The following is a 19,803-nucleotide window of genomic DNA, read 5'->3' on the forward strand; positions in this document are numbered from 1 at the left end:
GCCGGGCGCGCCGCCGAGCTGGGCGTCATCAGCCCGCCGGAGGCCATCACCTTCAGGCAGTCGGCGCCCGCCCGGAGGTTCTCCCTGGCGACGCGGCGGATGGCGGGCTCGTCGTCGGCCTCGCCGCCCATGTACCAGCAGTGGCCGCCGGTGATCGTGATGGGCCTGGTGGCGGCCACGATGTGCGGGCCGACGGCCAGCCCTTCCTCGATGGCGTCGCGCAGCGCCAGGTCGAGGAAGCCGCGCGAGCCGAGGTCACGGCAGGTCGTGACGCCCGCGGAGACGAGCTTGCGCGCGTTCTCGGCCATGCGTAACAGCAGGTGGTGATCGCTCTCGGGGCTTCGCCGCGTCACCGGGTCGACCTTGGCGTCGAACCCCAGGTGCACGTGCGCGTCGATCAGCCCCGGCAGCACCGTGTGCCCCGGCAGGTCAAGGACCTCGGCGGCGTCGCCCCCGCTGCCGCGCGGCCCCACGGAGACGATCTTGGAGCCGTCGATGAGGATCTCGCCGTCCGCGATCACCTCCCCGGGATGTCCGGTGAGCACCTTCGCGGCGCGAATGATCCTCATGCACCGACCTTAAGACCATGAGAAGAGGATCTAAAGCCCGTCCCCGCACTCTGAGGACATGACGACACAGACCGCAGAGTACGAGATCACCCGCCTCTTCAACGCCCCCCGCGAGCTGGTGTGGGCCGCCTGGACCGAGCCCGAGCGCTTCTCGCAGTGGTTCGGCCCCCGGATGCTGACCACCCCGGTCGGCCGGATCACCCTGGACGCCCGGCCCGGCGGCGTCTGGCAGGCCACGCTGGTCGGAGAGGAGGGGTTCGAGGCGACGCTGGACGGCACCTACCGCGAGGTCGCGGAGCCGGAGCGGCTGGTGTTCACCACGGGCGACCCGGACAATCCGGGCGAGGGGCCGGCGTCGGTGGTCACGATCGACTTCACCGAGGTGGACGGCAAGACGGAGATGCGCTTCCACCAGTACGGCGTCAACACCGACCCCCAGCACGCCGAGCAGGCCAAGGCGGGCTGGATCGAGTTCTTCGACCGGCTGGCCGAGCACCTTGCTTAGCTCTCAGAGCAGGTCCGCGGCCTGTTCGAGCTTGAGGGTGGTGCCTTCCCGGTACGCGGCCGCGAAGGCATCCTCCCCGAGCGCGTCGCGTACCCTCGCCGCCACCCGCTCGTTGTCGGCCCGCTCGGCCGCCCCCGCGGGGGTCTGGTTGCGCTCCCTGGCCGCGGCCGCCAGCCCCAGCAGCCTGGCCGCCTTCTCGGTCGGTCCCGCGGCCGAGGCCGCGCCCTCGACGGCGAACGCCATCGTCCTGGGGTCGCCGATCTTGCGGGCCGCGGCCAGCGCCTCGACGTGCAGGTCCATGGCCGCCTCTGGGTCGCCGCGCAGCTCCAGCAGGAAGCCCAGCTCGACGAGCGTGTCCGGCAGGTGCAGGGCGGGCTCCACGTCCGGGCCGCGCGGCACCGCTTCGACCAGCCGGTGCAGGTGCGTCTCGGCCAGGTCCAGCCGCCCGCCCCGGCGCGCGGCGAACGCGAGGCCCATCTGGCCCATGATCGTGCCCTCCATGTAGCCCTGGCTTTCGGCCAGCTTCATGGCCCGCTCGCAGAACTCCATGGCGCGCTCGTACTCGCCGCTCTGCAACGCGATCCAGCCCAGCCAGGCGATGCGCGTGGAGACCTCCGGCCACAGCCCCAGGTCCTCGGCCATCCGCAGCCCCTCGCCGAACAGCCGGTTGGCCCGCTCCGCGTCGGTCGCCATCTCGGCCAGCGACGCCAACCACGCCTTGGCCTGCAGCAGCCCCCAGCGGTCGCCCAGCTCGGTGAACAGCCGCGCGCTCTCCTCGCCGATCCGCTCCAGCGCCTCGATGTCACGTGTCGTGAACGCGTCCCTGGCCTGTCTGGCGAGCGCCGCCGCGACGCCCCACCGATCGCCTCCCTCCCTGAACGTGACCAGCGCCCGGCGCGTCAGCTCCTGAGCCGTCGGCATGTCCTGGACGTGCATGCTCACGAACAGCTCGGCCCTGGCCCGTTCGCCCGGGTCCTCGACCGCCTTCAGCACGGGCTCCCACTCGACCTGCTCGCCCACCATGAGCGCGAACCCGGCCTCCCATGCAGCCGCCCTGGCCCTGACGGGAGACGGGTCGCCCGCGACGGACAGCGCGGTCGCCATCGACCGCCTGCCCTCGGCCAGCCTGCCGCGCAGGAACCAGTACCAGGCCAGCGCGTTGACCAGCCGGGCCGCGCTGTCGGCGTCCTTGTGGGCGACCGCCGTGTCGAGCGCGGCCCGCATGTTCGCGGCCTCCGCGTCCAGGTGCAGCAGCCAGTCCCGCTGCTCGTGCCCGTACAGCTCCGGCTCGGCCCGTACGGCCAGCGCCAGGTAGTGGCGCAGGTGCGCGAGACGTACCCGATCGAGCTCGCCCGCGTCGGACAGCCGCTCCCGGCAGTACTCGGAGACGGATTCGAGCAGCCGGTACCTGACGCCCGCGGAGGCGTCGACGACCACCACGAGCGAGCGGTCGACCAGGCGGGCCAGCAGGTCGAGCACGTCGAGCTCGGGGGCGTCGCAGACGGACTCGGCCGCCTCCAGGGTGCAGCCGTCGGCGTGTACGGCGAGGCGGCGCAGGACGCGGCGTTCCTCGTCGGACAGCAGGTCCCAGCTCCAGTCGATCACCGCGGTGAGCGTCTGCTGACGGGCAGGGGCGCCGCGCTGCCCCGAGGCCAGCAGCCGGAACCGGTCGTCCAGCCGGGCAACCACGCCCTGGACGCCCAGCGCCCGCACCCGGGTCGCGGCCAGCTCCAGCGCCAGCGGGATGCCGTCCAGCCGCCTGCAGAGCTGCGCGACGGCCTGCGCGTTGCCCGCGTCGAGCGCGAACCCGCGGGCGGAGGCCGCGGCCCTGGTCACGAACAACCTGACCGCGTCCGAACGCGCCATCACCGCCAGGTCGGCGCTGCCGGGCACGTCGAGCGGGGGCACACTCCACAGCACCTCGCCGGCCACGGCCAGCGGCTCCCTGCTCGTGGCCAGGATCCGCAGCTCGGGACAGGCCCGCAGGAGCACCTCGGCCAGCTCGGCGACCTGCTCGACCACGTGCTCGCAGTTGTCCAGCACCAGGAGCATCCGCCTGGCCCTGAGCGCCGTCGCGAGCCGCCCCGCCAGGGCGCGGTCGGCGTCGCCGGGGGAGGTCGTCGCCGTCCCGGCGGCGTCCTCCCGGATGTCCAGGGCGGCCATGACGGCCTCCGCGGGGGAGCGGGACGCCTGGTCGAGCGCGACCAGCCAGGCCCCGTCCGCGAACCCGTCCACCAGCCGGTTCGCGGCCTCCAGCGCCAGCCGGGTCTTGCCCACCCCGCCGCTGCCGGTGAGCGTCACCAGCCGTTCGTCGCCCACCAGCGCGCACACCTCGGCCAGCGCCTCGTCCCTGCCGATGAGCTTGCTGACGGAGGCGGGCAGGTTCGTGACGGGGCGCTCGGCGGGCACGCTCAGCGCCGGGTCCTGCCCGAGTATCGCCTGGTGGAGAGCGACCAACTCGGGCCCGGGGTCGAGGCCGAGCTCGTCGGCCAGCCGTTCCCGCAACTCGGCGTAGGAGGCCAGCGCCTCGCTCTGGCGTCCGGCACGGTAGAGGGCGCGCATGTGGACGGCACGCAGCCGCTCCCTGAGCGGATGCCTGGCCACCAGGTCGCCCAGCTCGCCGACGAGCAGCCCGTGCTCGCCCAGCTCCAGCCGCGCCTCGGCGTGCTGCTCCAGCGCAGACAGCCGCTGCTCCTCCAGGCGGAGTATGGCCGACCTGGTGTACTCCTCGTCGGCGAAGTCGGCGTACGCGGGCCCCCGCCACAGCGCCAGCGCGTCCGCCAGCAGCCCCGCCCTGGTCCGCGGGCTGTCGGCGGCCTCGGCCTGGGCCAGCAGCCCGGCGAAGCGGGCCGCGTCCACGGCGCCGTCCTCGTGACGGAGCAGGTAGCCCGGAGCGCGGGATACGACGAGGTTCTTGCCGCCGGGCTCGGCGTCCTCGAACGCCTTGCGCAGCTGTGATACCCGTACCTGCAGCGCCCCGGCCGGATTGCCCGGCGGTTCCTCGCCCCACAGGTCGTCGACCAGCCGGTCCACGGACACCGGATGGCCCTCGTGGACGAGCAGGTCCACGAGGAGCGCGCGTACCTTGAGCCCGGGAATCGTGACGCTCTCCCCGGAGTCCGTCCACACGGCCAGCGGACCCAGCACCCCAAAACGCATGCTCGTCACCTTATGCGCGGCCTTAAGCCCGCGGAAAGAACACCGGAAGCCCCTTACAGGACTGTGGAGCCAGCTGAAAGGGGAACGAGATGAACACCAGCTCACTCACTGGCACACTCGCGGGCCGCCGGGAATGGACCGGGCTGGCCGTCCTGGCCTCCGTGGCCCTGCTGCTCTCCGTCGACGTCAGCGTGCTCTTCCTGGCGCTTCCGCACCTCAGCGCCGGCCTCGGTGCCGGCGCGTCGCAGCAGCTCTGGATCATGGACGTCTACTCGTTCATGCTGGCCGGGTTCCTGGTCACCATGGGGACGCTGGGCGACAGGATCGGGCGGCGCAGGCTGCTGATGATCGGGGCGGCGGCGTTCGGGGCCGCCTCCATGGTGGCCGCGTACTCGGTGAGCGCCGAGATGCTGATCGCCGCACGGGCGCTGCTCGGCATCGCGGGGGCGACGCTGATGCCGTCGTCGATGGCGCTGATCAGAAACATGTTCCGGGACGGCAAGCAGATGGGGACCGCGATCGGGCTCTGGTACGGCTGCTTCATGCTGGGCATGGCGGCCGGGCCGCTGGTCGGCGGGGTGCTGCTCGAGCACTTCTGGTGGGGGTCGGCGTTCCTGATGGGGGTGCCGTTCATGGTGCTGGTGCTGGTGGCCGCGCCGGTGCTGCTGCCCGAGTACCGCGACCCCGGCGCGGGCCGGCTCGACCTGGCCAGCGTGGCGCTGTCGCTGGCGACCATCCTGCCGGTCGTGTACGGGCTCAAGGAGATCGCCAGGAGCGGCTGGCACTGGGTGCCCGTGGCGGCGATCGTGGTGGGGGCGGCGTTCGGCCTGGTGTTCGTCCGGCGGCAGCGCCGACTCGCCGACCCGCTGCTGGACCTGCGGCTGTTCGCCAACCGCGCCTTCGCGACCACGCTCGGGACCATGCTGCTCGCCGGGATCGTCATGGCCGGGACGACGCTGATGACCACCCAGTACCTGCAGACCGTCCAGGCGATGTCCCCGCTGGAGGCCGGCCTCTGGCTCGTGCCGCAGAACCTCGCCATGATCGTCGCCCTGACGTTCGCCCCGGCCCTCGCCCGGCGCCTCGGCACCGCGTACGTGATGGCCGGCGGGTTCGCGGTGGGCGCGGTCGGGCTGTTCCTGCACACACAGGTCCCGAGCGTCGGGGGCACCGGGCTGGTTGTGACCGGGCTCGTGCTCGCCTCCGCGGGCGTCGCGCTGCCGATGGGCGTGGGCAACGGCGTCATCATGACGGCCGCGCCCGCGGAGAAGGCCGGCTCCGCGGCGTCGCTGTCGGAGACCAGCGGCGAGTTCGGCGTCGCGGTGGGCGTGGCCGCGCTGGGCAGCCTCGGCACCGCCATCTACCGCGGGCAGCTTCCCCAGCACCTGCCGGCGGAGGCGGCGCGCGAGAGCATCACCGCCGCGGTGACGGCCGCCAAGGACCTGCCCGACCTGCTGGACCTGGCGCGCGCCGCGTTCACCACGGGGCTCAACACGGTGGCGGCGATCAGCGCGTTCACCTTCCTCGGCCTGGCCGCCGTCACGCTCGTGGCCCTCAGGCGGCACAACCCGACGACGTGACCCACCAGACGCCATCGCCGGACCGGCCCCCGAGGTCGGTCCGGCGGCGTTTTCGTTCACGGCGTCACGGCGACCGCGCGGCCCGTCGTCGGCGTCACGCCCACGTGGCCGCCGCCCGGCGCCGGGCGGCCAGCAGCATCGCGGCGGGCACGACGGCGAGGACGAACGGCGAGGGCTCGAACACGGCGGCCCCGGCCAGCGCCCAGAGCGCCACGCCGATCCCGAGGTACGGCGGCGGCACCTCCCCGCGCCGCCCGAACCCCACGACCAGCGCCCCGATCAGCCCCAGCGGCACCGCGAAGCTCCCCCAGACCAGCCAGAACGCGCCCACGTCCGGCGCGAGGTGCCCCAGGTCGTCCGGTCCCGGCGGGAAGAACCACATTCCGCCGTCGAACCAGCTCGGGATGTGCTCGGCGCTCAGCACCCCGGTGAGGATCAGATGCGCGCAGGCCAGGAACACCAGGATTCCGCCCGCCCACTTTACGGAAACGGAAGTATCGGAACTCATGGTTCCGAATAATGCCTCCAGTCCAGCTGTGGCGCAACGTCGGCTACGTCACATTACGGATCTGGCGGTTCCGTAATAGACTCGCCCGCATGAAGCAACCGGTGGGCCGTCCCAGGGATGGGCGGGTGGACGGGGCCATCGCCGCGGCGGCCCGCGAGCTGCTGGCCGAGCAGGGGTACGCGCAGCTCACCGTGGACGCAGTGGCGTCCAGGGCGGGAGTCGGAAAGGCGGCAATCTACCGCCGCTACGCCACCAAGCAGGCGATGATCTTCGCGGCGGTGATGCATGACCTGGAGCTGGAGACGCCGCCCGATGCCGGCTCACTGGCCGCCGACCTGGCCGCGGTCACCCGCGTCATCGTCACGAGCCTGGCCGGGCCGCCGCCGGGCGTGGTGCCGGGGCTGCTGGCCGACGTTCATGCGGATGAGGGGATGACGGCCGTGTTCGCGGGGACGTTCGTCCAGGCCGAGCGTGACTGCGTGACCGAGGTGCTGGATCGGGCGGTGGGGCGCGGGGAGCTGGCGTACCGGCCGGATCCGGCTCGGGTGCACGCCATGCTGCTGGGGCCGATCTTCGCCTGGCTGTTCCTGCTCCTCGAGGACCGCACCCGGTTGTCCGACCTCGCCGAAACGCTGGCCACCGACGTGGCCCGCCTCCTGACCGCCGACGTCGGCCCGGCAGGACGCTCCTGATCACCACCGCCGAAGTGTGCCCTCCACACCCGCCGCGATTCAACGACGCGCGCCTCCGGGTCCGCTTTTCGGGTCACGCGTCGCGCGGCGACGGCGGCGCCTTCTCGGCCGAGCCGCGGTAGCGGTCGGCGGCGTAGCGACGGTCGTTGTCCTCCAGCTTGGCCTGCGCCGCCTCCACCAGGTCCACGCCGAGCACGTCGGCCAGCCGGATCAGGTAGAGGGTCACGTCGCCCAGCTCGGTGCGCATCCTGGCGAGCGCGCCGGGATCGGGGTTCTTGGACTCGTCGGCCGTCAGCCACTGGAACTCCGCCACCAGCTCCCCGACCTCGCCCGCCAGCGCCATCGCCAGGTTCTTCGGCGTGTGGAACTGCTCCCAGTCCCTGACCCTGGCGAACTCGCGCAGGCGTACGGCAATGCGCTCCAACTCCGTCGTCACGTCGCAAGACCTTATCGACCCCCGCCGGTATGTTGCTGGTCGTGAATGGGGTCGAGCTGTTCTTGTTGGGTCGGACGCTGATGAAGATCGGCGAGGAGGCGATGCCGACCGAGGGCATCGGCGAGCACTCCACGAGCGTGCGTACGGTCCTGATCGTGGTGAGCGACCTTCGCGGGCACCCCGACACCACCGTGGGTGAGATCGCCACCCGTACCGGGCTGCCGCAGAGCGCCGTGTCGGCGGCCATCGCGCGGCTGCGCGCCGCGGGCGGGGTGATCGCCGAGACGGACCCCGCGGATCGGCGGCGGACGATCATCCGCGAGGCCCCTGAGGTGTCCGATCGGGTGACCAAGGTCCGGGACACCCCGATCGACGCCGCACTGGCCGCCGCGCTGGGCACGGACGATGCCCAGCGCATCCACGAGACCGTGGCGGCCCTCGAGGAGCTGGCCGCGCGGCTGATCCCGGGCACAATGCATCGAACTTGATACATCAAATCTGATGGATTATCGTGGCGTGCATGACCGCAGACATCTTGCGCGTGCCGGACGCCGATCTCTACTACGAGACGCGTGGCGCAGGCCCACTCCTCCTGATCTCCCAGAGCGGCGAGGGTGACGCGGGCCGCAGCGTCGACCTGGTCGATCGGCTGGTGGACGAGTACACGGTGATCACGTACGACCGGCGCGGGCTCAGCCGCAGCACGATTCACAGCCCCGGCGTGAGTGTCCGGCAGCACGCCGATGACGTGCACCGGCTCCTGACCCACCTCACCGACCAGCCCGTGATCATGCTGGGCCAGAGCCTGGGCGCCTCCATCGGGCTCCACCTGGCCGTCGAACACCCCGATCAGCTCAGCCTGCTCATCGCGCACGAGCCCGTCTCGCCCTGGCTGCTGCCCGAGGCCGAACGCGCCGGCCACCGGGCGGAGCTGGCCGAGCTCCAGGCGCTCTACGCCGAAGGCGGCCTGCCCGCCGCGATCGGCCAGGTGAAGCGGGTGCTCGGCATCACCGAGGACGCCGAGTCCGGCCTGACCCCGCAGCCTATGACGGCCCAGCGGCAGGCGAACTTCGACTTCTTCATCCGCCACGACTTCACGGCCGTCGTGGAGGACGAGCTGGACCTGAGCGGCTGCCGTACCAGGATCCTGCCCGCGGCCGGGCGCACGACCCCGCACCACGTTTTCGACCACCGGTGCGCGGTCGAGCTGGCCAAGCTGCTCGGCACCGAGCTGGTGGAGTTCCCGGGCGGCCACAATGGCAACACCAGCCATCCACGCGCGTACGCCGCCCGCCTCCGCGAGGTGCTCCAGACCGTCGGCTGATCACCTCGCCCCCGCTCCCGAACCTGTACGCTTCCGCGCGTGTCCGAATTATCGGTGCCTGGCTACGAGATCAAGGGCGTTGTCGGCCAGGGCGGCTTCGGTGTGGTGTACCTCGCCCTGCAGTCGGCCGTGGGCCGCGAGGTCGCGCTCAAGGTCGACAACCGGGTGCTGCTGTCCGATCGCGACAGGCGCCGTTTCCTGCGGGAGGTCACGGCCGCCGGAGTCCTGTCCGCCCATCCGCACGTGGTGGCCGTCTACGACGCAGGGCTGCTGCCGGACGGGCGACCGTACATGGTGCTGGAGCTGTGCCCCGGTGGGTCGCTGTCGGGGCGGAGGCTCTCCCCGCTTGAGGCGCGCGACGTGGGCGTGCGCATCGCCGACGCGCTGGCCGCCGCGCACGCGCAAGGGGTGCTCCACCGTGATGTGAAGCCGGGCAACATCCTGGTCAACCGGTACGGCCAGGTCGCGCTGTCCGACTTCGGCCTGGCCACCATGCCCGCGTCCGGACCCGAGGCCTCGGTGACACGCGAGTCCCTGACGCCCTCGTACGCCCCGCCTGAGGCGTTCGAGCTGGCTGAGCCGACCCCGGCCGGTGACGTGTACGCGCTGGCGGCCACCGTTTACGCCCTGATGTCCGGCCGCCCGCCGCGCTTCCCGGAGAGCGGCGTGCCGAACCTGGCGATGATCCTGGCTCTGCACCGTCTGCCCGTTCCCGAGATCCCGGGCGTGCCGCCCGAGCTGACCGCCGTGCTCCGCCGCGCGCTGGCGAGCGATCCGCGCGAGCGTACGCCTACCGCGGAGGCGTTCCGCGACGCCCTCGCCGCCGTCCCGCTCGGCCCCTCCTCGGTACCAGGGCCTTCCGCGGCATCGATGCCTTCCGTGGCAGGACACCACGGCGCACCGCTCGGTCCTTCCGCCTCGCTCGGTCCTTCAGCGTCTCTGGGCTCCTCTCCGTCGCTCGGCCCCGCGAGGGAGGCGGGAAGCCAGCCGATGTCCCCTCCGCTGCCGGGCACGGGCCCACCGCCGGACGCTCATCCGGACACCCGGCCATCCGCCCGCGACGGCGCCTCGAAGGCGTTGGTCGCGATCGTCGCCGCCCTGGCCCTGGTCATCTCGGTGGGCGTCGGCGTGGTCGTCTACTCGTACGTCATCAAGGAGCCGGCCGACAGCAAGGCGTCACCCGGCACCACGACCACCACCCAGCCCAAGGACCAGCCGGCCAAGACCGCGTTCGGGGAACTGGACACGTACACGGAGGACTGCCCGGCCTCCAAGGTGCGCGGCGCGGGGGCGGCCTGCGTGCGGGAGTCGGAGTGCTGGGGCGGCCTGGTCATCATCGTGGGCGACACGAAGGCCAGACGGCTCGGGTGCGAGGAGAAGCACTCATGGGAGACGTTCGCGGTGGCCCCGATCCCATCCGACGCCGACACGTACGTGCAGCAGGACCTGGCCAAGCACCCGACGGTGAAGCGGGTCTGCAGCCGGACGGTGCTCCTGGCCAGCAGGGTCGGCACGGCCAGGACCATGGGAGCCGCCAGATGGCAGGCCGACGTCATGCCGCCGACCCAGGCGCAGTTCGAGCAGGGCGTGCGTTTCTACCGCTGCATCGGCAGCCTCACCGGCCAGGAGCCGCGCAGGTCCTACTTCCACTAGAGGGCTGACAGCGCACGAACTTGACGGGATCTCCACATTCGGCGGGCACCTGCTGTACGTCTTACGGCGCGCGGCTGCCTGGCGAGCTCTGCTTCGTCTCCGCGGCCTGCACCGCGGTGACCTGGGAGTCCTGTGCCCTTTTCGTGCCGGACCAGGTGGGGATTCCGGACGACGCCGTGGGCTATGCGCACTTCACGGGAGCACCCCGGTGGCCCGTACGACGGATTCGGGATGATGATATGTCCGAGATTTGAGCTCGCCGACGGCTGGTGGTGGCTCGATGCGTGTGGTCAGCCCGGTTAGGCTGCCCCAATGGAACTGAAGGATCAGGTGCGTGAGCTGCGATCTCAGGGCCGCTCCCCGAAGGAGATCGCCAGGGCGTTGAAGGTGTCGCCGTCGGTGGTGGCGCCGCTGGTGCGGGCCATTGCCACGGAGAGTCCCGCCGCCGACCCCGAGGTGGTCGGCTGCTGGGTCAATGTCGGCTGGAGCGAGGGGCTCACGGTCGATCCCGCCCGCGGGTGGGTGGACGAGGCTCCGGAGTCGGGCACGGGCGGCATGGTGTGCGTGCTGGTAGCCCGACGGCACACTTGGGACAAGATGACGGTCTGCGGCTACCTCGCCGACGTCTACTGCCTTGGACTGAAGAACGCCATCGGGCCGGAGGTGTTCGACGAGCGTGACCTGCTGCGCTTCCGCCAATACTTCTTCGGCGAGTACGCGGGCTGGCAGGAGGCGCCGATCGAGCTGGCCAAGGACATCGTGTTCGGGTCCATCGACTATGCCCGCATGCTCGGGTTCGAGGCGCACGAGGACTTCGCGCCTCTGGCCGACCTGCTGGGCAAGTGGGAAGGCGACTCGGCGATCACCTTCGGCCGTAACGGCAAGCCGTTCTATGTGCAGGGGCCGGACGACAAGGCGCAGAGGATCCTGCAGATCTTGCGACGCAAGCTCACCGACGAGGACTTCGACTACCTCATCGTAGACCCGTGACGCGCATCGTGATGTTGAGGCGGCCGGAGGCCAGCCCGGCGGCGGGATCGCCGGTGCCCGGATAGACCTTCGGCACGCCGTGGTAGGCGAAGCGCGACGGCCCTCCGAAGACGAACAGGTCGCCCGAGGCGAGCTCGACGTCCGTGTACGGCCGGCCGCGCGTCTCCGTGTTGCCGAAGCGGAACAGGCATCGGTCGCCGATGCTCAGCGACACCACCGGGGCGTCCGACTTCTCGTCCTTGTCCTGGTGCATGCTCATCTCCGCCTGACCGTCGTAGAAGTTGATCAAAGCGGTGTCGGGTTCGTACGTGTCGCTGGGCTCTCCGTACGCGTCGGCCAGCGCGCGGCGGCCCAGCTCGCCGAGCCAGCCGGGGAAATCGGCCACCTGGCGGCCGTTCACATCATGGGCGATGCGCGTGTACCTGTACGGCTGCCAGTGCCAGCCCACGCACACGGTCTGCACCGTCATGACGCCGCCCCTGGGCAGCACGGTGTGCCGGATCGGCACCGGGCTCATGGCCCACTCGCGGCACGCCTGTACGAGGTGGCGCTGCTCGTCCAGCGTGAGCCACCCGGGCACGTGCACCGCGCCGGGCGCTATCTCCCGCATCTCGGCCACCCCCTCCTGGTCAGCGGGCGTCGTGGAAGACGAGCCCCAGCGTATGCCGCAGCCCCGACCGCACGGTGCTCACTCCGTGCCGCACAGGGGAGGCCGACCAGCCCCGCGATGACCGTACGGGCCGGTCGCGCGTCGTGAAGATCAGCCCGTGCCCCTGCGGCAACAAGGTCACCGTGCCCCGCGACTGGGCCCGTGGCCGCTGCTCCACCAGCAGGAACTCGCCTCCGGTGTAATCCTCGCCCGGCCGGTCGAGCCCGATCACGACCTGCAACGGGAACACCAGGTCGCCGTAGAGGTCGCGGTGCAGCGCGTTCCAGTCGTCCCGCTCGTACCGCAGCAGGATGGGCGTCGGCTTGGTCTGCCCTGTTCTGTGGCACATGTCGAGCCACTCGCCGAAGTCGTCCGGCCACGGCGCGGGCCATCCCAGCTTGGTCGCCCAGTCGCGGGCGATCGGCAGCAGCCGCGGGTAGAGCTCCGCCCGCAGCTTCTCCACCAGCGGCGGGAACGGGCGGTCGAAGTACCGGTACTGCCCGGCCCCGAACCGGTACCGCTCCATGTCGATGGTGGACCGGAACAGCCCCACGTCGTCGTACAGGCTGGAGATCTCCTTGCACTCCTCCGGGGTGAGGAGCGGAGGCATGAGCGCGCACCCGTACGCGTTGACCTCCTCCGTCAGCTTTGCCCAGTTCATGACACCACGCTCCAGAGCCGCGGCTGGAGGGCGCCCTCGAGCGTGAGCAGCTCGTGCTTGCGCTCGACGCCGGCCGCGTACCCGGTCAGCGTGCCGTCCGCGCCGATGACACGGTGGCAGGGGCGGACGATGAGCAGCGGGTTCGCGCCCACGGCCGCCCCGACCGCGCGGATCCGGTCACGTGGCGCGCCGACGCGCGCGGCGAGCGCGCCGTAGGTCGTCGTGGTCCCGTACGGCAGCGCCGCCACTTCGGCCCACACCCGCTCCTGGAACGGGGTCCCGTGGGAGGCGAGCGGCAGGTCGAACGAGGTCCGCTCGCCCGCGAAGTACTCGGCGAACTGCCGCTCGACCTCAGCGAACGCGGCCGGATCCCGCTTCAGGCCCGTTCGCGCGCCCACATCGAACGACACGCGCGTCAACGCCGAGCCGTCACCTTCGAGCAGGATCTCGCCCAGCGGGCTGTCGATCGTGGTGTAGATGTCCATACCTTCTACAACACCGGCGGGCCCGCGAAAGTCGGCGGTTTTCGGACCTCGCAGCCTCGCCCCCGAAGCCCTATACGGGGACCCCTTGCAGTGGGTTGAGGCGGATCTGAGCGTCTGGAGCCCGGGCGCGCAGTTCGACCTGATCATGACCCACTACGCCCACCCGGCGATGCCCCAGCTGGAGTTCTACGACCGCGTCGCCGGATGGGTGGCTCCCGGCGGCACGCTGCTCATCGTGAAGCACCTGCACACCCCGGGCTCTACCGGCCACGGGCACCACGCTCCTGCCGAAGCGTCGGCCACCTTCGCGGCCATCACCGCGCGCATGGACGGCATTGGAGTGGGAGATCGTCACCGCCGAAGAGCACCTCCGCACGCTCACCGGCCACGGGGGCCGAGCGGTCCCCCTCCACGATGTCGTCGTGCGCGCCACCCGACGCCGGTAATCACACCGCCGCTACTGGCCTGGCTTGGGGTGTAGGGCGTCGATGAGCAGGTCGAGTAGCCGGCCGGTCTGTTCAGGGGTATCGAGGGCCGCCGTGGCGAGAAAGATTCCGAGAAGCATCGTGGTGACGTCGTCGGGGTCGACGTCCGCACGGAGTGAGCCTGTGTCGGCTCCCTTGGCGAGGATCGCCGTGATCGCGGCGGTGATGCGTTCCCTGGTGGTGGATGTCGGGATGCGGCCTGAGGCCTGGCCGGCGCGTAGTGCGTCGGCTATGCCGCGTTTCATCGCGACGAACGCCGCGTAGCGGTCCATCCAGGCGCGCAGCGCGATCTGCGGCGGGAGCCGTTCGAGCAGGGCCGAGGCGCTCGTGGTGATGTCGTCGAGTTCGGCGGCGTAGACCGCCTCCACGAGCGCTTCGCGTGTGGGGAAATGGCGATAGAGGGTGCCGATCCCGACGCCCGCCTCACGGGCGATGCTTTCGAGCGGGACGGTGTCGCCGGCGGCCGCGAAGGCGGTCCGGGCGGTGGCGATCAGCTTGTCCCGGTTGCGCTGGGCGTGGGCACGGAGCGGGCGCTGTGTCGTGGCCGGCTGTTTGGCGAAGGTGTCGGCGGACGCCGGTTCGAGCGAACTCAAAGTGGAGGGACCTCCGGTATTGCTCTATAGTCGGTCGGAGATACCGGAGGATCCTCCGATATCTCCGACATCCTACGTGGACGGGATCCTCATGGCCTCCGGCAACACCCTTTCCAACGAGCCGGTCAATCCTCTTCGGCCCGGCGGTACCGCTCAGTTCGCCGGGCGTACCGTGTCCCGTATCGGATTCGGCGCAATGCAACTGGAGCGCCTGCACGACGACCGCGTCGCGGCCCTCGCTGTCCTGCGCCGCGCGATCGATCTCGGCGTCGACCACATCGACACCGCCCAGTTCTACGGCAACGGCTTCGTCAACGGGCTCCTCCGCGAGGCGCTCCGGCCGCAGGACGACGTCATGGTTGTCAGCAAGGTCGGTGCCGACCCCAACCCCGACGGCCCGATCCCGCTGCGGTCCGCACAGCGGCCCGAAGAGCTCCGCGCCAGCGTCGAGGACAACCTCATCGGACTCGGCCTGGAGCACATCCCCGTGGTGAACCTGCGCCGCCTGGACTCTGGTCCCGGGCTGCGTCCCAAGGGGGATCAGGTGGTCGACCTCGACGACCAGCTCGCCGTGATGACGGCAATGCGCGACGAAGGCAAGATCGGTGCGATCGGGCTGAGCGCCGTCACCCTGGACGGCCTGCGCCGCGCCCTGCCGGCCGGCATCGGCTGCGTGCAGAACGCCTACAGCCTTGTCTCCCGCGACGACGAGGACCTGCTGCAGCTGTGCGCGGCGGAGGGCATCGCCTGGGTGCCGTTCTTCCCGCTCGGCGGGAACTTCCCGGGCATGCCCAAGGTCACCGAGGAACCGGCCGTCCGCGCCGTGGCCGAGTCTCTCGGCGTCACGCCCTCCCAGGTCGGCCTCGCCTGGCTGCTGCACCACGCCCCGAACGTGCTGCTCATCCCCGGCACCGCCGACGCAGCCCACCTCGAGGCCAACATGGCGGCCAGCAAGATCACCTTTGACGCCGCGACCCTGGCCACCCTCGACGCCGTCGAGTCTCGCTCCAACGAAGTCCCGATTGGCTAGACAGGCAGGCGGCAACGCGGGACTGGTGCGGGAATCGACGCCCTGTTTACCGAAGCATCAGCACCGAGTGAGATAAGGACAGATCATGAAGGCCATCATCTACCGCGACAACGGCGGCCCCGACGTTCTTCAGCTCGTCGATCGTGACCTGCCCGCGCCCGGCCCCGGCGAGGTTCGCGTCCGGGTCGCCGTGTCCGGGGTCAACCCGACCGACTGGAAGGCCCGCTCCGGCGCCACCAACCAAGGGGGGTTCCCAGAGGTCACCCCGCACCTAGACGGCGCCGGCGTGATCGACGCCGTCGGTGAGGGGGGCGACCAGAGCCGGGTCGGTCAGCGGGTCTGGCTGTTCATGGCCACCGCCGGGCGGCCCACCGGCACCGCCGCCGAGTTCACTGTCGTGCCCGCCGAGCAGGCCGTGCCGCTGCCCGACGAGGTCGGTTTCGACGTCGGTGCCTCACTCGGCGTCCCCGCGCTCACCGCGCACCGCGCGCTCACCGTCGCCGAGGACGGGCCACGCCGTCTGCGGCCCGGCGCGCTCGACGGCAGGGTGGTGCTCGCCGCGGGCGGGGCCGGGGCGGTCGGGCACGCGGTGATCCAGCTCGCCCGGTGGGCCGGCGCCACCGTGATCAGCACGATCAGCGGCCCGGAGAAGGCCCGGCTGGCCACCGCCGCCGGCGCCAACCACGTGATCAACTATCGCGAGGGCGACCCGGCCGCCGAGATCCGCAAGATCGCCCCGGACGGCGTCGACATCGTCGCCGAGGTGGCGCTCGGCGTGAACCTCGCACTGGACCTGGCCGTGCTGCGGACGCGCGGCACGATCTCGACCTACGCCAACGACGGTGGCAAGCCGGTCGAACTGGACGTGCTGCAGAACATGGTACTGAACACACGCTTGCAGTTCCTGGTGCTCTACACGGCCGGTTCGGAGGCGCGCGCCGCGGCCGCCGAGGACGTCGCCGCCGCGGTCCGCGGCGGCGCCCTGCCGGTCGGCGAGGAACACGGCCTGCCGCTGGTCCGCTTTCCGCTCGACCGCACCGCCGACGCGCACCGGGCGGTGGAGAGCGGCGCGGTCGGCAAGGTCCTGGTGGACGTCACGTCGTGACGTTCAGCCGGTCGCCGTGCGAACAACGGGGGCGAGGTGTGGCGCCCGGCTCGGCTTCCCACCTCTCCCAGGGACCCCAGCCGAAGTGCGGCGAGGCTCGCGGGGTGCCTGCGGCACCGGTGGACGGCGCGGCGATGATCCGCGTAGCCTCAATGACCGTGGCCGAATCGCGAGAGCACACCTTCACCGGCACCAAGGGCCTCAACACCATCCGCGAATGGCCCAACGACAGCCCGCGATACGTAGCCGTCCTGATCCACGGATACGGCGAGCACATCGGCCGCTACGAGTACGTCGCCGACCGGCTCGTCCGGCACGGCGCCGCCGTCTACGGCCTCGACCACATGGGCCACGGCAAGTCGGCGGGCGACAGAGTGCTCGTCGCGGACTTCGAGGACGTGGTCACGGACGTGCACACCGTCGAGGAGCGCGCCAGGGCCGACCACCCGGGCGCCCCCGTCGTGTTGATCGGCCACTCGATGGGCGGCATGATCGCCGCCCGCTACGCCCAGCGCTACGGCGACGGCCTGGCCGCGCTCGTGCTGTCAGGGCCGGTGATCGGCGAATGGGAGATCGTCCCGACCCTGCTGGCCTACGAGGAGCCGCCGGACACCCCCATCGACCCGGCCACTCTCTCCCGCGACCTCTCGGTGGGCGAAGCGTACGCCGCCGACCCGCTGGTGTGGCACGGCCCGTTCAAGCGCCCCACCCTGGAGGCGTTCGCCGCGACGCTGGCCACCATCGCCAAGGGCGGCACGCTGGGGTCGCTGCCCACGCTCTGGGTGCACGGGGCCGACGACGAACTCGTCCCGTTGAGCGGTAGCCGCCCTGGGATCGAGGCGATCAAGGGTACGGACCTGACCGAGCGGATCTACGAGGGCGCCAGGCACGAGGTCTTCAACGAGTCCAACAAGGACGAGGTCCTGGACGACGTGACGGCTTTCATCGATCGGGCTATTTGACGGAAAGCCACACGTACCCCGAGCCCCGCGTGCGGGTGAGCTCGACCTTCCAGCAGCCGTGCTTAGGGAACACGAACCCCGTACCCCACTCCTCGCCCGGCCGGTGCCAGCTCGATCCGCCGTGCTGTTCGGGACCCCAGGCGAGCTTGGCCTGAGTGCCGTCGGGAAGCGTCGCCCTGACCTGTAGTGGCCCCTCGCCGGTCATCCGCCACACGATCTTGATCTCTTTGCGGCTGGCCAGCGGCGGGCCGGGCGCGAACAGCAGCCCCCACAGCTCCGCGTCCTGAGCCGTCCCGCGCACCTCGGGAAAGCCTTCACTGAGAATCACCGAAGTCCCGTTGCACACCGCCTTGGTAGCCGTCGGACTCGGGGTGATAACCGAGATGCTGGGGCTTGGTGGGACGGCGGACCTCACCACGGGGGCACTCGCCACAGGGGCAGGGGCGCGAGCCCCGGCCGAACACCCGGCGACCAGCAAGAGCATCGCCACCATCAACCGCTTCATCGAACCTCCTTGACCTCTCTACTCGAGATCAAGGCAAGAGGTTCCGGCTATGGAGCGCCGAGTACCGGCAACATGAGCGACGCCCCCCCAGGAAGATCCCAACCCGCATGGCCGCCCCCGATGAGTTTTCCCGAGTAGCCGGGTCTGAATTGAGGAGGAGGCGATATGAGCGAGCAGACATTGGCGACGTTCGCGGGGGTGGCGCTGCTGGAGCGGGCGATCGACTACGCGCTGGGCAGCCTGCGCATCGTCACACCGGCGACCCTCTGCCGGGCGACGCCCTGCGCGGGCTGGAACCTCCAGCACCTGCTCGACCACATGGCCGACTCGCTCCGAACCCTGAACGACGCCGCCACCGGTCGCATCTCCCCTCCACCGGTCGGCGGGGTCTCAAGGGGTGCCGGCCGTAACCCGGCACTCCTCGTCCGGGACGGAGCCACCGAGGTGCTGGGCCTGTGGGCGGGCACCCTCACCGGCAACGGGATGATCGCCATAGCCGACCGTCATCTGACGAGCCCGATGGTGGCCGTGGTGGGCGCGATCGAGATCGCCGTGCACGGCTGGGACGTGGCCAGAGCCTGCGGCGAGCAGCGCCCGATTCCGTCCCTGATGGCCGAGGAACTGCTGGACCTCGCCCAGCTGTTCGTCACCGGGAACGACCGGCCGCACAGGTTTGCCCCCCGGGTGACCGTCCCCCCGCATGCCCCCGCCCAGGACCGCCTGCTGGCTTACCTGGGCCGCGATCCGAACTGTCCAACAAGCCCCTGACCAGCCCAACCACCCCAACCTCAAGGACAGAACACCCAGCCCCGGGCAACATTTCCCGCTCACACGCCGTACGATCATCCTGTACGGCAAGTCAAAGGCACTCGTATTCACGAGCCCGACAAGCGTCCGGCCGGTCGTTAGCGGGGCGGCGAAGCTGATCGCCGCGACCAGGCCGACCAACGTGGTGGCGACGACCGTTCTTCGTGCGGCCGTCGCCACCACACGCCGCCCGGTCAGGTGTCGTCGCGGAGGACCTCCAGCAGTTGCTCCCCGTATTTCGCCAGCTTGTTCTCCCCAACCCCGTTGACGCCGCTCAGTTCCGCCGTCGAGGACGGACGGGCGGTGGCGATCTCCCTCAACGTCGCGTCGTGGAAGATGACATAGGCGGGCACCCCCTGCTCCTTCGCGGTGGCCGCTCGCCAGGACCGGAGTCGTTCGAAGATAGGGGCGGCCTCGGCGGACAGCTCGACCACCGCCTGGGCCTTGGACGAGGAGGCCACCTTGGCCCGGACGGGGCGCAGGGTGTCGCGGCGCAGCAGCACCTCGCGCTGCCCCCGCAGCACCGCCGCGCTGTCGTCCGTCAGCACCAGCGCGCCGTAGTCGGACTCCACCGCCAGCAGTCCCTGTGCCAGCAGCTGCCGCACCACGCCGTGCCACTCCGCGTTGCCCAGGTCCGTGCCCACCCCGAACACGGACAGCGTCTCATGGCCGTGCTGCAGCACCTTGGCCGTCTTCTTGCCGAGCAGGATGTCGACCACCTGCCCCACCCCGAACTTCTGCCGCCTCTCCCGCGCCAGCCGCAGCACGGCCGACAGCACCTTCTGGGCGGGGACCGTGCCGTCCCACGACTCCGGCGGCGTCTGGCAGGTGTCGCAGTTCCCGCACGGCTCGGCGCCCTTCTGGCCGAAGTAGTCGAGCAGCATCACCCGGCGGCAGCCCACGGTCTCGCACAGCGCCAGCATGGCGTCGAGATGGAGAACCTGGCGGCGTCGGTGCGCCTCGTCGCCCTCCATGGCCATCCGCCGGTGCTGGACGACGTCCTGGAGCCCGTACGCCATCCACGCGGTGGCGGGCAGACCGTCGCGGCCCGCGCGCCCGGTCTCCTGGTAGTAGCCCTCCACCGACTTCGGCAGGTCGAGGTGGG

Annotated in this window: 22 protein-coding genes; 12 read left to right on the forward strand and 10 right to left on the reverse strand. The window is 71.1% G+C overall.

Annotated elements, in window-relative coordinates:
* Positions 1-569, reverse strand: a 569-nt coding sequence (locus AB0J09_RS28600) for an amidohydrolase family protein (RefSeq protein ID WP_360697585.1), incomplete at its 3' end; no start/stop codon positions are given.
* Between the two features lie 58 nt (positions 570-627).
* Between AB0J09_RS28600 and AB0J09_RS28605 the strand changes: the two genes are divergently transcribed.
* Complete coding sequence (locus AB0J09_RS28605; RefSeq protein WP_360697588.1) at positions 628-1,074, forward strand: SRPBCC domain-containing protein; 447 nt, start codon at positions 628-630, stop codon at positions 1,072-1,074.
* Positions 1,075-1,077: 3 nt separating this feature from the next.
* Here the strand turns inward: AB0J09_RS28605 and AB0J09_RS28610 are convergent, their stop codons facing one another.
* Positions 1,078-4,233 carry a BTAD domain-containing putative transcriptional regulator gene (locus AB0J09_RS28610; protein ID WP_360697591.1) on the reverse strand — a complete coding sequence of 1,052 codons (3,156 nt, stop codon included), beginning with the start codon at positions 4,231-4,233 and terminating at the stop codon, positions 1,078-1,080.
* Positions 4,234-4,322: 89 nt separating this feature from the next.
* Here AB0J09_RS28610 and AB0J09_RS28615 point away from each other — a divergent pair, with 89 nt between their 5' ends.
* Entirely contained in the window at positions 4,323-5,813 is a 1,491-nt protein-coding gene (locus AB0J09_RS28615; protein WP_360697593.1) for an MFS transporter, read from the forward strand.
* Positions 5,814-5,907: 94 nt separating this feature from the next.
* Here AB0J09_RS28615 and AB0J09_RS28620 read toward each other — a convergent pair whose 3' ends face one another.
* Positions 5,908-6,321: a hypothetical protein gene (locus AB0J09_RS28620; protein WP_360697595.1), complete on the reverse strand. Its 414-nt coding sequence runs from the start codon at positions 6,319-6,321 to the stop codon at positions 5,908-5,910.
* Positions 6,322-6,410: 89 nt separating this feature from the next.
* Between AB0J09_RS28620 and AB0J09_RS28625 the strand changes: the two genes are divergently transcribed.
* Positions 6,411-7,013 (forward strand): TetR/AcrR family transcriptional regulator, encoded by a 603-nt coding sequence (locus AB0J09_RS28625; protein WP_360697598.1) that lies wholly within the window; start codon positions 6,411-6,413, stop codon positions 7,011-7,013.
* A gap of 73 nt (positions 7,014-7,086) precedes the next feature.
* On the opposite strand, the gene AB0J09_RS28630 is transcribed toward AB0J09_RS28625, so the two are convergent.
* Entirely contained in the window at positions 7,087-7,449 is a 363-nt protein-coding gene (locus AB0J09_RS28630) for a nucleotide pyrophosphohydrolase (RefSeq protein ID WP_360697601.1), read from the reverse strand.
* Between the two features lie 41 nt (positions 7,450-7,490).
* Between AB0J09_RS28630 and AB0J09_RS28635 the strand changes: the two genes are divergently transcribed.
* From AB0J09_RS28635 to AB0J09_RS28650, 4 genes are all read left to right on the forward strand, one after another.
* Positions 7,491-7,937: a MarR family transcriptional regulator gene (locus AB0J09_RS28635; RefSeq protein WP_360697604.1), complete on the forward strand. Its 447-nt coding sequence runs from the start codon at positions 7,491-7,493 to the stop codon at positions 7,935-7,937.
* 32 nt (positions 7,938-7,969) lie between these two features.
* Positions 7,970-8,773 carry an alpha/beta hydrolase gene (locus AB0J09_RS28640; protein WP_360697607.1) on the forward strand — a complete coding sequence of 268 codons (804 nt, stop codon included), beginning with the start codon at positions 7,970-7,972 and terminating at the stop codon, positions 8,771-8,773.
* Positions 8,774-8,812: 39 nt separating this feature from the next.
* Positions 8,813-10,426 carry a protein kinase gene (locus tag AB0J09_RS28645; protein WP_360697610.1) on the forward strand — a complete coding sequence of 538 codons (1,614 nt, stop codon included), beginning with the start codon at positions 8,813-8,815 and terminating at the stop codon, positions 10,424-10,426.
* Positions 10,427-10,738: 312 nt separating this feature from the next.
* Positions 10,739-11,416: a helix-turn-helix domain-containing protein gene (locus tag AB0J09_RS28650; protein ID WP_360697612.1), complete on the forward strand. Its 678-nt coding sequence runs from the start codon at positions 10,739-10,741 to the stop codon at positions 11,414-11,416.
* Here the strand turns inward: AB0J09_RS28650 and AB0J09_RS28655 are convergent.
* The 3 genes from AB0J09_RS28655 to AB0J09_RS28665 are packed head-to-tail and all read right to left on the reverse strand — an operon-like array spanning position 11,400 to position 13,211.
* Entirely contained in the window at positions 11,400-12,026 is a 627-nt protein-coding gene (locus AB0J09_RS28655; protein WP_360697615.1) for an alpha-ketoglutarate-dependent dioxygenase AlkB, read from the reverse strand. The two genes, AB0J09_RS28650 and AB0J09_RS28655, sit on opposite strands and share 17 nt — an antisense overlap.
* Before the next feature lie 19 nt (positions 12,027-12,045).
* Positions 12,046-12,726 carry a 2OG-Fe(II) oxygenase gene (locus AB0J09_RS28660; RefSeq protein WP_360697618.1) on the reverse strand — a complete coding sequence of 227 codons (681 nt, stop codon included), beginning with the start codon at positions 12,724-12,726 and terminating at the stop codon, positions 12,046-12,048.
* Complete coding sequence (locus AB0J09_RS28665; protein ID WP_360697621.1) at positions 12,723-13,211, reverse strand: methylated-DNA--[protein]-cysteine S-methyltransferase; 489 nt, start codon at positions 13,209-13,211, stop codon at positions 12,723-12,725. The genes AB0J09_RS28660 and AB0J09_RS28665 overlap by 4 nt, the downstream gene beginning before the upstream one ends.
* Positions 13,212-13,296: 85 nt before the next feature.
* Here AB0J09_RS28665 and AB0J09_RS28670 point away from each other — a divergent pair, with 85 nt between their 5' ends.
* Positions 13,297-13,692 (forward strand): hypothetical protein, encoded by a 396-nt coding sequence (locus AB0J09_RS28670; RefSeq protein ID WP_360697623.1) that lies wholly within the window; start codon positions 13,297-13,299, stop codon positions 13,690-13,692.
* Here the strand turns inward: AB0J09_RS28670 and AB0J09_RS28675 are convergent.
* A complete protein-coding gene (locus tag AB0J09_RS28675) occupies positions 13,669-14,289 on the reverse strand; it encodes a TetR/AcrR family transcriptional regulator (protein ID WP_360697626.1) in 621 nt (206 codons plus the stop codon). The genes AB0J09_RS28670 and AB0J09_RS28675 overlap by 24 nt on opposite strands.
* A 76-nt stretch (positions 14,290-14,365) precedes the next feature.
* On the opposite strand from AB0J09_RS28675, the gene AB0J09_RS28680 reads away from it, so the two are divergent.
* From AB0J09_RS28680 to AB0J09_RS28690, 3 genes are all read left to right on the forward strand, one after another.
* Complete coding sequence (locus tag AB0J09_RS28680; RefSeq protein WP_360697629.1) at positions 14,366-15,319, forward strand: aldo/keto reductase; 954 nt, start codon at positions 14,366-14,368, stop codon at positions 15,317-15,319.
* An 85-nt stretch (positions 15,320-15,404) separates the two neighbouring features.
* The gene (locus tag AB0J09_RS28685; RefSeq protein WP_360697632.1) at positions 15,405-16,424 is read left to right on the forward strand and encodes an NADPH:quinone reductase; all 1,020 of its coding nucleotides are present in this window, start codon (positions 15,405-15,407) and stop codon (positions 16,422-16,424) included.
* Between the two features lie 158 nt (positions 16,425-16,582).
* Positions 16,583-17,386 (forward strand): lysophospholipase, encoded by an 804-nt coding sequence (locus AB0J09_RS28690; RefSeq protein WP_360697635.1) that lies wholly within the window; start codon positions 16,583-16,585, stop codon positions 17,384-17,386.
* On the opposite strand, the gene AB0J09_RS28695 is transcribed toward AB0J09_RS28690, so the two are convergent.
* Positions 17,379-17,714, reverse strand: coding sequence for a hypothetical protein (locus tag AB0J09_RS28695; protein WP_360697638.1), 336 nt, complete (start codon positions 17,712-17,714; stop codon positions 17,379-17,381). The two genes, AB0J09_RS28690 and AB0J09_RS28695, sit on opposite strands and share 8 nt — an antisense overlap.
* A gap of 342 nt (positions 17,715-18,056) precedes the next feature.
* Here AB0J09_RS28695 and AB0J09_RS28700 point away from each other — a divergent pair, with 342 nt between their 5' ends.
* On the forward strand, positions 18,057-18,659 hold the full coding sequence (locus tag AB0J09_RS28700; RefSeq protein ID WP_360697641.1) for a TIGR03086 family metal-binding protein: 603 nt from the start codon (positions 18,057-18,059) through the stop codon (positions 18,657-18,659).
* 233 nt (positions 18,660-18,892) lie between these two features.
* Here AB0J09_RS28700 and AB0J09_RS28705 read toward each other — a convergent pair.
* Positions 18,893-19,803 (reverse strand): RQC domain-containing protein (locus AB0J09_RS28705; RefSeq protein WP_360697644.1); only part of this gene is annotated, 911 nt, incomplete at its 5' end.

Source organism: Nonomuraea sp. NPDC049784 (assembly GCF_040659615.1).
Classification (GTDB): domain Bacteria; phylum Actinomycetota; class Actinomycetes; order Streptosporangiales; family Streptosporangiaceae; genus Nonomuraea.

What these genes read in the sequence shown, in the direction of transcription:
- AB0J09_RS28700 (WP_360697641.1), top strand. Translation starts at nt 18,057, where the DNA reads ATGAGCGAGCAGACATTGGCGACGTTCGCGGGGGTGGCGCTGCTGGAG.
- AB0J09_RS28655 (WP_360697615.1), bottom strand. Translation starts at nt 12,026, where the DNA reads ATGCGGGAGATAGCGCCCGGCGCGGTGCACGTGCCCGGGTGGCTCACG.
- AB0J09_RS28685 (WP_360697632.1), top strand. Translation starts at nt 15,405, where the DNA reads ATGAAGGCCATCATCTACCGCGACAACGGCGGCCCCGACGTTCTTCAG.
- AB0J09_RS28610 (WP_360697591.1), bottom strand. Translation starts at nt 4,233, where the DNA reads ATGCGTTTTGGGGTGCTGGGTCCGCTGGCCGTGTGGACGGACTCCGGG.
- AB0J09_RS28605 (WP_360697588.1), top strand. Translation starts at nt 628, where the DNA reads ATGACGACACAGACCGCAGAGTACGAGATCACCCGCCTCTTCAACGCC.
- AB0J09_RS28660 (WP_360697618.1), bottom strand. Translation starts at nt 12,726, where the DNA reads ATGAACTGGGCAAAGCTGACGGAGGAGGTCAACGCGTACGGGTGCGCG.
- AB0J09_RS28620 (WP_360697595.1), bottom strand. Translation starts at nt 6,321, where the DNA reads ATGAGTTCCGATACTTCCGTTTCCGTAAAGTGGGCGGGCGGAATCCTG.
- AB0J09_RS28650 (WP_360697612.1), top strand. Translation starts at nt 10,739, where the DNA reads ATGGAACTGAAGGATCAGGTGCGTGAGCTGCGATCTCAGGGCCGCTCC.
- AB0J09_RS28640 (WP_360697607.1), top strand. Translation starts at nt 7,970, where the DNA reads ATGACCGCAGACATCTTGCGCGTGCCGGACGCCGATCTCTACTACGAG.
- AB0J09_RS28615 (WP_360697593.1), top strand. Translation starts at nt 4,323, where the DNA reads ATGAACACCAGCTCACTCACTGGCACACTCGCGGGCCGCCGGGAATGG.
- AB0J09_RS28625 (WP_360697598.1), top strand. Translation starts at nt 6,411, where the DNA reads ATGAAGCAACCGGTGGGCCGTCCCAGGGATGGGCGGGTGGACGGGGCC.
- AB0J09_RS28665 (WP_360697621.1), bottom strand. Translation starts at nt 13,211, where the DNA reads ATGGACATCTACACCACGATCGACAGCCCGCTGGGCGAGATCCTGCTC.